Below are 15,118 nucleotides of genomic sequence, written 5' to 3'. Positions count from 1 at the left end.
GCGTTAATCTAGATAGTCATAAATTAATATTGAATTTAGTTAGAGTTACCTTAAAATAATGAAAAAATTTAATTTATTAATTCTAAATGGACCAAATTTAAATTTATTATCATTAAGAGAAAAAAATATATATGGAAATAAATCTATATCAGATTTATTAAACGAGATTAATTTAATATCAAATAAAATAAATGCTAGAATTACACATTTTCAATCAAATGCAGAACACGAAATTATAAATTGCATACATAAATCATATAAAAAAATAAATTTTATTATTCTTAATCCGTCCGCTTTGACACATACTAGTGTAGCGTTAAGAGATTCACTTTTGTCAGTTAATATTCCATTTATAGAAGTACATCTATCTAACATATTTTCTCGAGAAAAATTTCGACATCGTTCATATATTTCAGATATTGCAATAGGTATGATATGCGGTTTAGGTGTGAACGGATATTATTTTGCTATTAAAGCAGCAATGAAATATTTAGTAAAAATATAAGATATATTTATGGATATACGTAAAATTAAAAAATTAATTGCATTAATTGAAAAAACTAATATTTCTGAAATAAAACTACGCGAAGGTGATACTTCGTTAAAAATTTGTCGATCTGAGATTTTTGATAACAATTTTAGCATAAAAAATAATTATTTTAAACAAAATCAAAATCAAGAAAAATCTTTTTATAATAAAAAAAATACATATATACAGCAATCTAAAAAACAAAATGTACATGTAATTCGATCACCTATGGTTGGAGTATTTTATAGAGCGCCAAGTCCTACAGAAAGTCCTTTTGTTGAAATTGGACAAAACATTAAAGTTGGAGATACGATCTGTATTATTGAAGCGATGAAAATGATGAATCAAATTCAATCTGATTGCAATGGTACTGTTATATCTATCTTTCTAGAAGATGGTCAATCAGTAGAATTTGACGAACCATTAATTACTATAGAAACTAACAAATAATTGAAAATGTTAAAAAAAATTTTAATTGCTAATAGAGGAGAGATTGCATTAAGAATTTTACGCACCTGCAAGGAACTTCATATTAAAACAGTAGCAATTTATTCTACTGCAGATCGTTACTTAAAACATGTTTTGCTTGCAGATGAAACAATTTGTATAGGATCAGAGCATCCAATAAAAAGCTACTTAAATATTCCCGCTATTATATCAGCTGCAGAAATAACAGGAGCAGATGCAATTCATCCCGGATATGGATTTTTATCAGAAAATGCTAATTTTGCCGAACAAGTAGAACGTTCCGGATTTATATTTATTGGACCAAAATCTCATACAATTAAACTTATGAGTAATAAGATTTCAGCATTAAATTTTATGAAAGAAATAGGTTTGCCTTGTCTTCCAACATCTTTAGAAATATCTAAATTTAATATTAAAAAAATTAAATATATTGCACAAAAAGTCGTCGGATATCCGTTAATTATTAAAGCAGTACAAGGCGGAGGCGGCAGAGCTATGCGTATTGTGTATAACGAAAATGACTTAGAAATTGCTATCAACTTAGCAAAATTAGAAGCTAAATTAACATTTGACGATAATCGTATATATTTTGAAAAATACATCAACGAATCTAAACATATTGAAATTCAGATACTTTCTGACGGTCAAGGAAACGCTGTCAGCTTAGGAGAAAGAGATTGTTCAATTCAACGTCGTCATCAAAAAATTTTAGAAGAAGCACCTTCATTGTATCTTAATGCAAAAAGCAGAAAATTTCTTGGAGATTCTTGTATTAATGCATGTTTAAAATTAAAATATAGAGGTGTTGGAACATTTGAATTTTTATATTCAAAAAACAAATTTTATTTTATCGAAATGAATACAAGATTGCAAGTTGAGCACACTGTAACTGAAATGGTAACAGGATTTGATCTTGTGAAAACACAAATTCAAATTGCCTCTGGAAAAAAACTAACTATTAAGCAAAATCAAATTAATATATGCGGACACGCTATAGAATGTCGAATTAATGCCGAAGATCCAATTACTTTTAGGCCGAATCCCGGAAAAATAACACGATTTCATCCTCCTGGAGGATTAGGAGTTCGTTGGGAATCTCACATTTATTCGGGATATGTTATTCCTTCTTTTTATGATTCTATGATCGGAAAACTTATTTGTTTTGGAGAAAATAGAAAAATAACAATTGAGAAAATGAAAAATGCATTAGAAGAGTTAATTATCGATGGCATTAAAACTAATATCAATTTGCATTTAAAGATCATAAATAATATTAATTTTCGTCATGGGAAATTTGATATAAGTGCATTATTGTAAAAAATTATTTTAATTTATCTTTTTATTATTTCCTGACGATCTCCTACTCTCACATAAGGAAGCCTTACACTACCATCGGTACTACGACATTTCACTTCTGAGTTCGGAATGGATTCAGGTGGTTCTATCGCGCTCACATCGTCAGGATATTATTATTAATTAAACAACTTAGGTGTTGCAAAGTTAAGCCTCACGGGTCATTAGTATCGGTTAGCTAAACATCTTGCAATGCTTACACATCCGACCTATCAACGTCATAGTCTTTAACGTCCCTTTAGGAAACATAAAAGTTTCTGGGAAGATTTATCTTAAGGGAAGCTTCCCGCTTAGATGCTTTCAGCGGTTATCTCGTCCGTACATAGCTACCGGGCAGTGCCATTGGCATGACAACCCGTACACCATAGGTACGTCCACTCCGGTCCTCTCGTACTAGGAGCAGCTCCTTTCAATCTTCCAACGCCCACGGCAGATAGGGACCGAACTGTCTCACGACGTTCTAAACCCAGCTCGCGTACCACTTTAAATGGCGAACAGCCATACCCTTGGGACCTACTACAGCCCCAGGATGTGATGAGCCGACATCGAGGTGCCAAACACCGCCGTCGATATGAACTCTTGGGCGGTATTAGCCTGTTATCCCCGGAGTACCTTTTATCCGTTGAGCGATGGCTCTTCCATTCGGAACCACCGGATCACTAAGACCTGCTTTCGCATCTGCTTGAATTGTCACTCTCGCAGTTAAGCTAGCTTATGCCTTTGCACTAAACTCACGATGTCCGACCGTGATTAGCTAACCTTTGTGCTCCTCCGTTACTCTTTAGGAGGAGACCGCCCCAGTCAAACTACCCACCAGACATTGTCTTCGACCCGGGTTACGGGTCAGAATTAGAATATTAAATATTAAAGGGTGGTATTTCAAGGACGATTCCATATAAACTGGCGTTTATACTTCATTATCTCCCACCTATCCTACACGTTAATGTTCAAGATTCAATATCAAGCTATAGTAAAGGTTCACGGGGTCTTTCCGTCTTGCCGCGGGTACACCGCATCTTCACGGCGAATTCAATTTCACTGAGTCTCAGGTGGAGACAGTCTGGCCATCATTACGCCATTCGTGCAGGTCGGAACTTACCCGACAAGGAATTTCGCTACCTTAGGACCGTTATAGTTACGGCCGCCGTTTACCGGGGCTTCGATCAAAAGCATTTCCCTACAAAGTAGTAGGGTAAACTTCTTCAATTAACCTTCCGGCACCGGGCAGGCGTCACACCGTATACTTCCACTTTCGTGTTTGCACAGTGCTGTGTTTTTAATAAACAGTTGCAGCCAGCTGGTATCTTCGACTGATTTTAGCTTAAAAGGCTAGCTTTCTCACTATATTTCAGCGTGCCTTCTCCCGAAGTTACGGCACTATTTTGCCTAGTTCCTTCACCTGAGTTCTCTCAAGCGCCTTAGTATGCTCTACCAAACTACCTGTGTCGGTTTGAGGTACGATTAAACATAGCTTATATCGTTTAGAGGATTTTCTTGGAAGTATAGCGTAGATTCCTTCATCACTCAACAGTGATTCGTTATCACATCTCGATGTTAAAAAAAGCGGATTTGCCTACTTTTCCACCTACCTGCTTGAACCAGGATAACCGTCACCTGGCGAATTTAGCTTGCTCCGTCCCCCCATCACAACTATGTTTAGTACAGGAATATTAACCTGTTGTCCATCGACTACGCCTTTCGGCCTCGCCTTAGGGGTCGACTTACCCTGCTTCGATTAACGTTGAACAGGAATCCTTAGTTTTTCGGCGAGCAGGTTTTTCACCTGCTTTATCGTTACTTATGTCAGCATTCGCACTTCTGATACCTCCAATATATTTTACAATATATCTTCTCAAGCTTACAGAACGCTCCTCTACCCAATAATTTTAAAAATTATTGCCGCAGCTTCGGTGCATAATTTGAGCCCCGTTACATTTTTCGCGCAGGTTGACTCGACCAGTGAGCTATTACGCTTTCTTTAAATGATGGCTGCTTCTAAGCCAACATCCTGGCTGTCTAAGACCTCCCACATCGTTTCCCACTTAATTATGACTTTGGGACCTTAGCCGACGGTCTGGGTTGTTTCCCTTTCCACGACGGACGTTAGCACCCGCCGTGTGTCTCCCGTGATAACATTGTTCGGTATTCGTAGTTTGCATCGGATTGGTAGTCTGGATAAGACCCCTAACCGAAACAGTGCTCTACCCCCGAAGATGAATGCACGAGGCGCTACCTAAATAGCTTTCGAGGAGAACCAGCTATCTCCCGGTTTGATTGGCCTTTCACCCCTAACCACAAGTCATCCGCTAATTTTTCAACATTAGTCGGTTCGGTCCTCCAGTCAGTGTTACCTAACCTTCAACCTGCTCATGGCTAGATCACCGGGTTTCGGGTCTATATCTTGCAACTTAACGCCCAGTTAAGACTCGGTTTCCCTACGGCTCCCTTATGACAGTTAACCTTGCTACAAAATATAAGTCGCTGACCCATTATACAAAAGGTACGCAGTCACATTGTTGTTTTAATGCTCCTACTGCTTGTACGTACACAGTTTCAGGTTCTATTTCACTCCCCTCGCCGGGGTTCTTTTCACCTTTCCCTCACGGTACTAGTTCACTATCGGTTAGTCAGGAGTATTTAGCCTTGGAGGATGGTCCCCCCATCTTCAAACAAGATATCACGTGTCTCGTTTTACTCATAAGAGCTACAATTTTGTATGCTTTAAAATACGAGGCTATCACTCTTTATTGCTAGTCTTTCCATACTATTCTTATAGCATACGTGTTGCAATTGCTCTGGGCTGTTCCCTGTTCGCTCGCCACTACTGAGGGAATCTCGGTTGATTTCTTTTCCTCAAGATACTAAGATGTTTCAGTTCTCTTGGTTTGCTGCATTAAATTATGAATTCATTTAATGCTGATACAAAATTGTATCGGGTTTCCCCATTCGGATATCGCCGGTTAATAACGCTTCGTATCAGCTAGCCGACGCTTTTCGCAGATTAGCACGTCCTTCTTCGCCTCTGACTACCTAGGCATCCACTGTGCACGCTTAATTACTTAACTTTGCAACCCTAAGTTGTTTATAAATAGTTTTTAAATTTTTAAAGAACATGAATTACTGGACATCGTAATTTTTATTTTTTGTGGCGTCCCCTAGGGGGTTCGAACCCCTGTTACCGCCGTGAAAGGGCGATGTCCTAGGCCTCTAGACGAAGGGGACACTGATTTTGCCCTAAATCTAAAGGATAAAACAATAATGCACTAAGTAACCTATGCAAATACAATATTATAGAATAATCGATACTAAAATAAGGAGGTGATCCAACCACAGGTTCCCCTACGGTTACCTTGTTACGACTTCACCCCAGTTATGAATCACAAAGTGGTAAGTGCCCTCCCGAAGGTTAAGCTACCTGCTTCTTTTGCAACTCACTCCCATGGTGTGACGGGCGGTGTGTACAAGGCCCGGGAACGTATTCACCGCGGCATGCTGATCCGCGATTACTAGCGATTCCGACTTCATGGAGTCGAGTTGCAGACTCCAATCCGGACTAAGACGTACTTTGTGAGATTAGCTTACTCTCGCGAGATTGCAACCCTTTGTATACGCCATTGTAGCACGTGTGTAGCCCTACTCGTAAGGGCCATGATGACTTGACGTCGTCCCCGCCTTCCTCCGGTTTATCACCGGCAGTCTCCTTTGAGTTCCCGACTTGTTCGCTGGCAAAAAAGGATAGGGGTTGCGCTCGTTGCGGGACTTAACCCAACATTTCACAACACGAGCTGACGACAGCCATGCAGCACCTGTTTTAGAGTTCCCGAAGGCACTAAAGCATCTCTGCTAAATTCTCTAAATGTCAAGAGTAGGTAAGGTTTTTCGCGTTGCATCGAATTAAACCACATGCTCCACCGCTTGTGCGGGCCCCCGTCAATTCATTTGAGTTTTAACCTTGCGGTTGTACTCCCCAGGCGGTCGATTTAACGCGTTAGCTCCGAAAATCACAGATAAATCTACGACCTTCAAATCGACATCGTTTACGGCATGGACTACCAGGGTATCTAATCCTGTTTGCTCCCCACGCTTTCGTACTTGAGCGTCAGTTTTCGTCCAGGAGGTCGCCTTCGCCACTGGTATTCCTCCAGATATCTACGCATTTCACCGCTACACCTGGAATTCTACCTCCCTCTACGATACTCTAGTTTATTAGTTTCAAATGCAGTTCCTAAGTTAAGCCTAGGGATTTCACATCTGACTTAATAAACCGCCTGCGTACGCTTTACGCCCAGTAATTCCGATTAACGCTTGCACCCTCCGTATTACCGCGGCTGCTGGCACGGAGTTAGCCGGTGCTTCTTCTGCAAGTAACGTCACATAAACATGGTATTAGCATATTTACTTTCTTCCCTGCTGAAAGTGCTTTACAATCCGAAGACCTTCTTCACACACGCGGCATAGCTGCATCAGGGTTGCCCCCATTGTGCAATATTCCCCACTGCTGCCTCCCGTAGGAGTCTGGACCGTGTCTCAGTTCCAGTGTGGCTGGCCGTCCTCTCAGACCAGCTAGAGATCGTCGCCTAGGTGAGCTTTTACCTCACCTACTAGCTAATCTCGTCTGGGTTCATCTAAAAGCGCAAGGCTTTATCAAAATTAAAATTTTGATTTAGTCCCCTACTTTAATCGGTCGATATTACGCGGTATTAGCTACCGTTTCCAGTAGTTATCCCCCTCTTTTAGGTAGATCCCCAGATATTACTCACCCGTCCGCCGCTCGCCGTCAAAGAAAATCTTCACGCTGCCGCACGACTTGCATGTGTTAGGCTTGCCGCTAGCGTTTAATCTGAGCCATGATCAAACTCTTCAGTTTTACATATTTAGTTGACTTTAAAATAATTTTAAAGTTTTTGTTTTTTAATGCATATAAAATCTTATTTTAAAATTATTCTATGTATATGTATTACACAGGTTACTTTGTAGCAATTTTAAAGAACTTTATTGTAAAATTTGTTACATGCAGCAAATTAAAAATGCTTAGTATGATAATTTTTAAAATTATACTGCAGGTAAATTATATCATTGTTCTTTTAATAAAAGAACTAATTTTTTAAAAAATTATATATTTTATTATAACTGTATAATATGATTAGCAAATTCTTTTACTTGTTCCCAATCAGTAAATTCTATATCATTTTTAATAGACATATTTTTGTTATTAATTTTCATAATAGAAAAAATTAACAATTTAATTAATATATTATACTGCGAATATTTTAATGCTCCTGCAAAAACTGCTGATATTTTTGGACACCATAATGTGTTTTTTAAAAATTTTTTTGTGTATACGTTAGTATTTGGAGTACTGTAATGATCGTATCTAGCAAGAAGATTGACTGCATAAAACGCACTAGGAATAGAATTTAAATAATATATCTTATCTTTGACAAATTTATAAAATTTTATTGAAAAATATCCATATCTTACGGATGCACCAATGACTATACGCTGATATTTTTCTAAATTAATATCAAAATTACTATGTAAATTTTTTACGTCACAAAATTTAGACTGACGAAAAAAATTTGCAATAAAATGTGCAATTTTACAAGTATGACCATTTCGACTTGAATATAATATTAATGTTTTCATATTAAAAATTATCTTACTTTCTCCAAAAAGTAGGCGTAAACAAAATTAACAGAGTAAAAATTTCTAATCTACCAAATAACATTGTTAATATCAAAATCCATTTTGCAGTATTATGAAGAGAGGCAAAATTATTTTCTACTATACCAAAACCTATTCCTACATTATTTAAAGCAGCTGCTACAGAAGAAAAAGCAGAACAATAATCTACACCAGTGGCTATTATTATTAACGCGCCTACTATAAAAATTAAAATGTATGCTAAAAAAAATCCCCAAATATTTTTTAATATTTTATTTGATAGTGCATGATCATCTACTTTAATACTATAAATTGCATTAGGATGTACTAATTTCTTTAGTTCCTTAGAACCTTGTAAATATAACAAAATCATACGAATAACTTTAATTCCACCTCCTGTTGATCCCGAACAACTTCCAATACAAGATGCAAATATTAATAATATTGGTAAAAATGTTGGCCAATTAACTATTTTATCTGTTGTAAATCCTGCCGTTGTACTAATTGAAATCACTTGAAAATAAACTTTTTTAAATGTTTCTAAGCTAGAAATATTATTATTCATACTCCACAAAGTTATAAAAGAAATCAAAATTAATATAATTTGCATCAAAATAAATATTCTAAATTCTGTATCTTGATAATATACTTTAATTTCTTTCTTGCTAAACGCAGCAAAATGTAAGGAATAATTGCATCCTGATATTATTAGAAATATAGCAATAATTATTTCAACACTCGTACTATTATAAAATCCAATGTTACTATCATGTGTAGAGAATCCTCCAATAGATACTGTCGAAAAACTGTGAGTTATTGCTTCGAATATTGGTAAACCTGCACCCCATAAAGATAATGTACATAAACAAGTTAGTGCTACATAAATTAGCCATAATGTTTTTGCAGTTTCAGCAATTCTTGGTCGCATCTTGTTATCTTTAATAGGTCCTGGCATTTCTGCTTTATACAGTTGCATGCCTCCTACGCCTAACATAGGTAAGATTGCCAAAGCTAACACAATAATTCCCATACCGCCAAACCATTGCAACATTTGTCGATAAAACAAAATAGATTCTGGTAGCGTATCTAAATGTAATAAAATTGTTGCTCCTGTTGTTGTTAATCCTGAAAAAGATTCAAAGAATGCATCAGTGATAGATAAATGAGGATATTTTGCAAATAAAAATGGCAAAGCTCCTACGCTGCCTAAAACTATCCAAAATAAAACTACTATCAAAAAACTTTCTCTCGGTTGAAGTTCATTTTTTTCACGTAAGTTGGGTGCCCAAAAAAAGAATCCTATAATTTGTGCACATATAAATGTTTGAATAAATGCAATACCAGTCCCATCTTGATAAATTAATGATATGATACTAGGAAAAATCATGGTAACAGAAAATAGGATTACTAATAATCCAACAATACGACATATAGTACGAAAATGCATATTAAATATCCCTGTTTAAATTATTATATAATTAATGCATATATTTGTAATTCAATTTCAATTCAAAAATATATTTATTTGTAATATTACCGATGCATATTAAAAAATTTAATATCGTACGTTTAAACATAATTTTTGTAAAAGCAAACTGAAACACAAAGTATATTTACTTAATAAATATATCTTCTATGTTTGCAAAATATTTTTTAAAAAATTTTATATTTTAAATATATTAAATTATATTATATAATTTAATACTTACTAAGTTTCTATTTAATAATTGAATGAAAAACATTGAAATCAAATTAACTTTAGTTTTTATTTAAATATATTAAAAATGCCATCTTTTGAGGATTACAATTTTAATTAGTTTAATAATTCTAAAAAAGTTATTTTGTATATTTACATAAGAAATGCGCAAATATTAGTAAACTTTAGATATGTTTACTGGAAAAATTTTAATTAAATTGAAATTATAAATTTACTTGAAAATACATTAAAATTAATTTAAATATTAATTTTATTATGATTTAATAAGAAACTTAAAAAAATCTACTTATTTTAAATAAATTGCTAAACTTTATTTTTATTACTATAAAATTAAATATTAAAAAACTTGATTTTAAAATTTTTTTCGATAACTATCGATTTTTAGTTTTTAAAAAGTATTTAATTAAACTGTTTTAACTGTTTAACTTCAGATCATTATATTATATAAAAAATTATTTTTTATTCAACATATATTTAAATTATCCCAAATTTTATCAATTCTCATTTTTGTTCGTTTATCCATGCTAATTGGCTTTCCCCAATTTCTTGAAGTTTCTCCATTCCATTTATTTGTTGCATCTATACCTATTTTAGAACCTAAACCTTTTTTTGGAGAAGAGAAATCTAAGTAATCTATTGGCATATTATCAATTATTATTGTATCTCGCATTGGATCTACTCTAGTTGATAAAGACCACATTACTTCTTTCCAATTTCTTATGTTTATATCATTGTCACATACAATAATAAATTTAATATACATAAATTGACGCAAAATAGACCAGATACTTATCATTAATTGTCTTGAATGTCCGACATACATTTTTTGTATACTAACAATACACATTCGATATGAACAACATTCTGGAGGTAAATAAAAATCTATTATTTCCGGAAATTGTTTTTGTAATATAGGTATAAAAAGCTCATTTAACACTGATCCAATCATAGCTGGTTCGTCTATTGGTTTTCCTGTATACGTAGAATGATATAGAGGATTTTTTCTTTTAGTAATATGTGTAACTGTAAATATAGGAAATACTTCAACTTCATTATAATATCCAGTATGATCTCCATATGGACCTTCTTCTGAAAATTGATCACTCAAAAAACCTTCTAAGATAATTTCAGAATTTGCTGGTACTTCTAAATCAGAAGATATGCATTTTACTACCTCTGTTTTGTTTTTTCTTAATAGACCTGCAAACGAATATTCGGATATATTGTCTGGAATAGGTGTAACTGCAGCTAGCATAGTAGCTGGATCAGGACCTAAAGCGACTGCAACAGGAAACACTTGATCCTTGTTTTTTTTTGCTTTCAACCATGTTTGAAAATCTGAAAATCCTCCTCGATTAGGAAGCCATCTGATAAGAGTTTTATTTTTAGACAATATTTGCTGTCGATAAATTCCAAGATTCTGTCTTTTTTTATATAAACCTTTTGTGATAGTTAAACCCCATGTAATTAGAGGTGCAACATCTTCGGGCCAACAACGCATAATAGGTAGAATTCCTAGATCTACTTTATTTCCAGAAATTACTTCTTCCTGACATGGAGCATTTTTGACTTTTTTAGTTAGCATGCTTAATATAGTAGTAAATTTTGGAGCCATATTAAAAAAATCACGGAAATTACAAGGTAATTCTGGTTTTCTTAAAAAAGCAATTAAATTTCCTAATTCTCTTAAAGAGTCTAGAGTACTCCTTCCTATTCCCATAAGTATACGTTCTTGTGTACCAAACAAATTGCATAGAACCGGTATATTATACCCTAATGGATTTTCAAAAATTAAAGCTGGACCCTTTGCTTGTAAAGTTCGATATGCTATCTCAGTAATTTCTAAATTAGGGTCGATAGGTAATAAAATGCGTTTTATTTGATTTTTTTTTTCTAAGATATCAACGAAGTTTCGTAAACTTTTATATTGCATGACATATACTCATTTTTAAAAACTATATTTGAAATAAATTTAATTTTATTAAAATATTTATAACAAATTATTTTACAATCATTTTTTAAATATGGTGTATTGTTTAAATTTATTAATTAAATTCAAAATATTGTAGGTTCGTTCAATTAAAAAGTATAATAAGATTTATTATAAATTAATAATTTTTTGATTATATATATGTAATTTGTATCAATAAAATTATAAACTAACACGTTTATATATTTTTTTTTAATCTGCAAAGCTTAATTTTTAAACACAATCTTAATCTATTTTAACGTTTATAAATATATAAAACATTGTTTATATGCATTATTCTAATTTTTTTAAAACATTCCATATATACAACCATATACAAATACTAAAGATTATAAGCACAATTGAAAATATATTTATTGTTTTTTTTTGAAAAAAAGTTAGTACAATGCTACATAGAAAAAAAACTACTCCTAATAAAAATAAAAAAACTAGTTTTAAAAAAGTAATATAATTAATAGATTTCGATGTGCAAATTTTATTTTTTTGATTACTCAAATTAAATCGAGATAACATATTTTTTTGATATTTAATATTTGGATATGATATCCAAAAAGGCAGTTTTTTTTTTAAATAACGTAATGTTCCTATAAATCCTATTTCATTTTTAATCCAATTTTCTAAAAAAGGCTTAGCTGTTTTCCATAAATCTAATTTAGGATATAATTGTTTTCCAATACCTTCTATGTAAAACAAAGTCTTTTGAAGTAAAATTAATTGCGGTTGAATAGAAAAATTAAAGTTTCGGGTAGCCGTAAAAAATGCAAGCAAAATTTTTCCAAAAGAAATATCTGATAATTTTTTTTCAAAAATTGGCTCGCATACTATTCTAATAGCAATTTCTAAATCATTTATATTCGTATACTTGTCAACCCATCCAGCATAAATATGTAATTTTGCTATTTTTCGATAATCTCTATTAAAAAAAGCAATGAAATTTTCTGCTAATAAATACTTGTCTAATTTTTCTAATCTTCCAATAATACCGCAATCAATAGCAATATATTTGGGATTGTTTGGTTGTTTATGACTTACTAAAATATTGCCGGGATGCATATCTCCATGGAAGAAATTATCTCTAAATACTTGAGCAAAAAATATTTTTACTCCTCTTTCAGCAAGTAGCTTCATATTTATTCCATATTTTTTTAAAATGCTAATGTTATTAATATGAATTCCTTGAATTTTTTCTACAACCATAACAGTTTTGCTACAATAATTAATATATACTTTTGGTATATATAACATGCAACTTTTTTTAAAGTTACGTCTTAATTGCATAGTATTTACTGCTTCATACAGTAAATTTGTTTCTTGCAATAATATTTTTTCATATTCTTTAATAATACTGATTAATTTTAAATTTTTCCCATATTTAGAAATCCAAGAAATTAATTTAGCGATCTTAAGCATTAATCGAATGTCAGCTTTAATTTTTAATATTATATTTGGACGAATCACTTTAATAATAACTTCTTTACCGTTTTTTAGCTTTGCTGTATGTATTTGAGCAATAGAAGCAGATGCTATAGGTGTAATATTAAAGTTATTAAATTGAGAATCGATAGAACTTTTAATAGAATTTTCAATACATTTACGCGCTTTATGACCATCAAAGGGAGTAGTATTATTTTGCAAATTTTCTAATTGATTAATAATACTATTGTCAAATAAATCACGACGAGTCGATAACATTTGTCCAAATTTAATCCATATGGGTCCTAATTTTTCAAGAGTAAATCGTAATCTTTTAGAAAATTGCATTGATTTATGTTTGTTAGATAACCAAAAAAATAATTTTCTAAAAAGGTGAAAAAAAATATATTTTTTTGGTATTACATCATCTAATCCATATGTCAATATAATTTTAATAATCTCGTATAAACGATAACTGTTACGTAACATTATATTTTGTATAAATTTTTTGCATTTATTTTTATTTAAATTAAATTGTATTTAAATATTTAAAATTTTTGATAAAATAAATCTTAATTTAAAAATATTAAATAAATTTAAAAAATATTATTTTATCTGATTTTATATAAATTTTTTAAATTTATTATTTAGTAATCGTAAAATATAAATTTTTTAGAATTTATAGCTTTTATGAATTGCTACAATTCCTCCGAGGATATTCGTATATTCTGCACTATAAAATCCAGATTTTAATAGTATTTTTTGCAACTTATTTTGATTAGGATGCATCCGAATGGATTCTACTAAATACTGGTAACTTTCAGAATTTCCTGCAACTATCTTTCCAAGTTTCGGAAGATAATTAAAAGAGTAATAATCGTAAATTTTTTTTAAAAATTTAGAACATGGTGTAGAAAATTCAAGTATTAATAATTCTCCTCCAGATTTTAACACGCGAAATATAGATTGAATTGCTTTTTCTTTTTGAGTAAAATTGCGTAACCCAAAAGAAACAATTACATTATCAAATGTATTTGTTTTAAAAGGCAAACATTCGGCGTTAGCCTGTATATAAAAAATATTTTTTATAATTCCACGATTTCTTAATTTATCACGACCTGTTTTTAACATTTTTTTATTAATGTCTAAAGATACAATAAACCCTGATCGAATAAATTTTGACAATTTTTCTGTGATATCTCCTGTACCACTCGCTAAATCTAGTGTCACATATTCTGAACGTATATTACTGCATTTTAAAAGCAAATTTTTCCATATTCTATGCATACCGAATGACATAAGGTCATTCATTATATCATATCGATGTACAATCGAATTAAATATGCGTTCTAATAAAATATATTTTTCTGATTCTGTAATTAAAGAAAATCCAAAATCTACAATTTTTTTATGCTGCATTTATTTATCCTAGTAAATAAATATTCAATATATATTTGCAATTTAGAATAATTCAAAGTTTCTATAGTTAAGAAAAAATTCTTTTAAATATTAAAAAGAACTTTATCATTAAAAATAACATTATTATGTGTACAAAATAATTATCAAATAATAAATAAAAAAGTTAAAGTTAAAGACAATTAAATTTTTAAATTATTTTTTTAATATATATGTATCAATTAATTATTATATAAACTTTTAATTTTCCTCAGAAAATTTTAAATTTTCTTGATCAAACATCAAGTGCTACAATTTAAATATTTATATTCCAATATAAATCAAAAAAAAAAAAAATAAAAATTTAATATAAAAATATTTTTTGACATTTCATAAAATAAATGAAATAATTTTATAAAGTTATTATTTTCCTCTGTAGTTCAGTTGGTAGAACGGCGGACTGTTAATCCGTATGTCACTGGTTCGAATCCAGTCAGAGGAGAAAAAAATTAATTAAAATTTTCAGAAAAATTTTATAAAACTTAAATTTTATGTAATATTCAAATTAAACAGTCTAATGCCCTACAAT

At 31.6% G+C, this 15,118-nt stretch carries 8 protein-coding genes, 2 tRNA genes and 3 rRNA genes; 4 read left to right on the top strand and 9 right to left on the bottom strand.

Annotation, left to right across the window (positions count from 1 at the left end; genetic code table 11):
* Positions 1–55: 55 nt before the first annotated feature.
* From aroQ to accC, 3 genes are read left to right on the top strand one after another with little or no spacing between them, the layout of a single operon-like run.
* On the top strand, positions 56–505 hold the full coding sequence (gene aroQ / locus WIGMOR_RS00700; protein ID WP_041944099.1) for a type II 3-dehydroquinate dehydratase: 450 nt from the start codon (positions 56–58) through the stop codon (positions 503–505).
* Between the two features lie 9 nt (positions 506–514).
* Positions 515–979 carry an acetyl-CoA carboxylase biotin carboxyl carrier protein gene (accB, locus tag WIGMOR_RS00695; protein ID WP_014353931.1) on the top strand — a complete coding sequence of 155 codons (465 nt, stop codon included), beginning with the start codon at positions 515–517 and terminating at the stop codon, positions 977–979.
* A gap of 6 nt (positions 980–985) precedes the next feature.
* On the top strand, positions 986–2,314 hold the full coding sequence (gene accC / locus WIGMOR_RS00690) for an acetyl-CoA carboxylase biotin carboxylase subunit (RefSeq protein WP_014353930.1): 1,329 nt from the start codon (positions 986–988) through the stop codon (positions 2,312–2,314).
* Positions 2,315–2,344: 30 nt separating this feature from the next.
* On the opposite strand, the gene rrf is transcribed toward accC, so the two are convergent.
* From rrf to WIGMOR_RS00645, 9 genes are all read right to left on the bottom strand, one after another.
* A 5S ribosomal RNA gene (gene rrf, locus WIGMOR_RS00685) occupies positions 2,345–2,460 on the bottom strand.
* 33 nt (positions 2,461–2,493) lie between these two features.
* Positions 2,494–5,415: ribosomal RNA gene (locus tag WIGMOR_RS00680) — 23S ribosomal RNA — on the bottom strand.
* An 81-nt stretch (positions 5,416–5,496) separates the two neighbouring features.
* Positions 5,497–5,572 (bottom strand) — tRNA-Glu (locus WIGMOR_RS00675).
* A gap of 89 nt (positions 5,573–5,661) precedes the next feature.
* A 16S ribosomal RNA gene (locus WIGMOR_RS00670) occupies positions 5,662–7,217 on the bottom strand.
* The 16S, 23S and 5S rRNA genes sit together here with 1 tRNA gene alongside, the layout of an rRNA operon.
* A 257-nt stretch (positions 7,218–7,474) precedes the next feature.
* Positions 7,475–7,996: a menaquinone-dependent protoporphyrinogen IX dehydrogenase gene (hemG, locus tag WIGMOR_RS00665; RefSeq protein WP_014353929.1), complete on the bottom strand. Its 522-nt coding sequence runs from the start codon at positions 7,994–7,996 to the stop codon at positions 7,475–7,477.
* Positions 7,997–8,009: 13 nt separating this feature from the next.
* Entirely contained in the window at positions 8,010–9,461 is a 1,452-nt protein-coding gene (locus WIGMOR_RS00660) for a TrkH family potassium uptake protein (protein WP_014353928.1), read from the bottom strand.
* A 733-nt stretch (positions 9,462–10,194) separates the two neighbouring features.
* Positions 10,195–11,664 (bottom strand): 4-hydroxy-3-polyprenylbenzoate decarboxylase, encoded by a 1,470-nt coding sequence (ubiD, locus tag WIGMOR_RS00655; RefSeq protein ID WP_014353927.1) that lies wholly within the window; start codon positions 11,662–11,664, stop codon positions 10,195–10,197.
* Positions 11,665–11,994: 330 nt separating this feature from the next.
* Positions 11,995–13,623, bottom strand: a complete 1,629-nt coding sequence (gene ubiB, locus WIGMOR_RS00650) for a ubiquinone biosynthesis regulatory protein kinase UbiB (RefSeq protein WP_014353926.1) — start codon at positions 13,621–13,623, stop codon at positions 11,995–11,997.
* 183 nt (positions 13,624–13,806) lie between these two features.
* The gene (locus tag WIGMOR_RS00645) at positions 13,807–14,553 is read right to left on the bottom strand and encodes a class I SAM-dependent methyltransferase (RefSeq protein WP_014353925.1); all 747 of its coding nucleotides are present in this window, start codon (positions 14,551–14,553) and stop codon (positions 13,807–13,809) included.
* 405 nt (positions 14,554–14,958) lie between these two features.
* Between WIGMOR_RS00645 and WIGMOR_RS00640 the strand changes: the two genes are divergently transcribed.
* Positions 14,959–15,031, top strand: a tRNA-Asn gene (locus WIGMOR_RS00640).
* The last annotated feature ends 87 nt before the right edge of the window (positions 15,032–15,118 follow it).

It is taken from the genome of Wigglesworthia glossinidia endosymbiont of Glossina morsitans morsitans (Yale colony) (assembly GCF_000247565.1).
In the GTDB taxonomy this organism is placed as follows: Bacteria; Pseudomonadota; Gammaproteobacteria; order Enterobacterales; family Enterobacteriaceae; genus Wigglesworthia; species Wigglesworthia glossinidia_B.
Note: the sequence above shows the minus strand (reverse complement) of the source record. Positions and strands in the feature narration are given on the sequence as shown.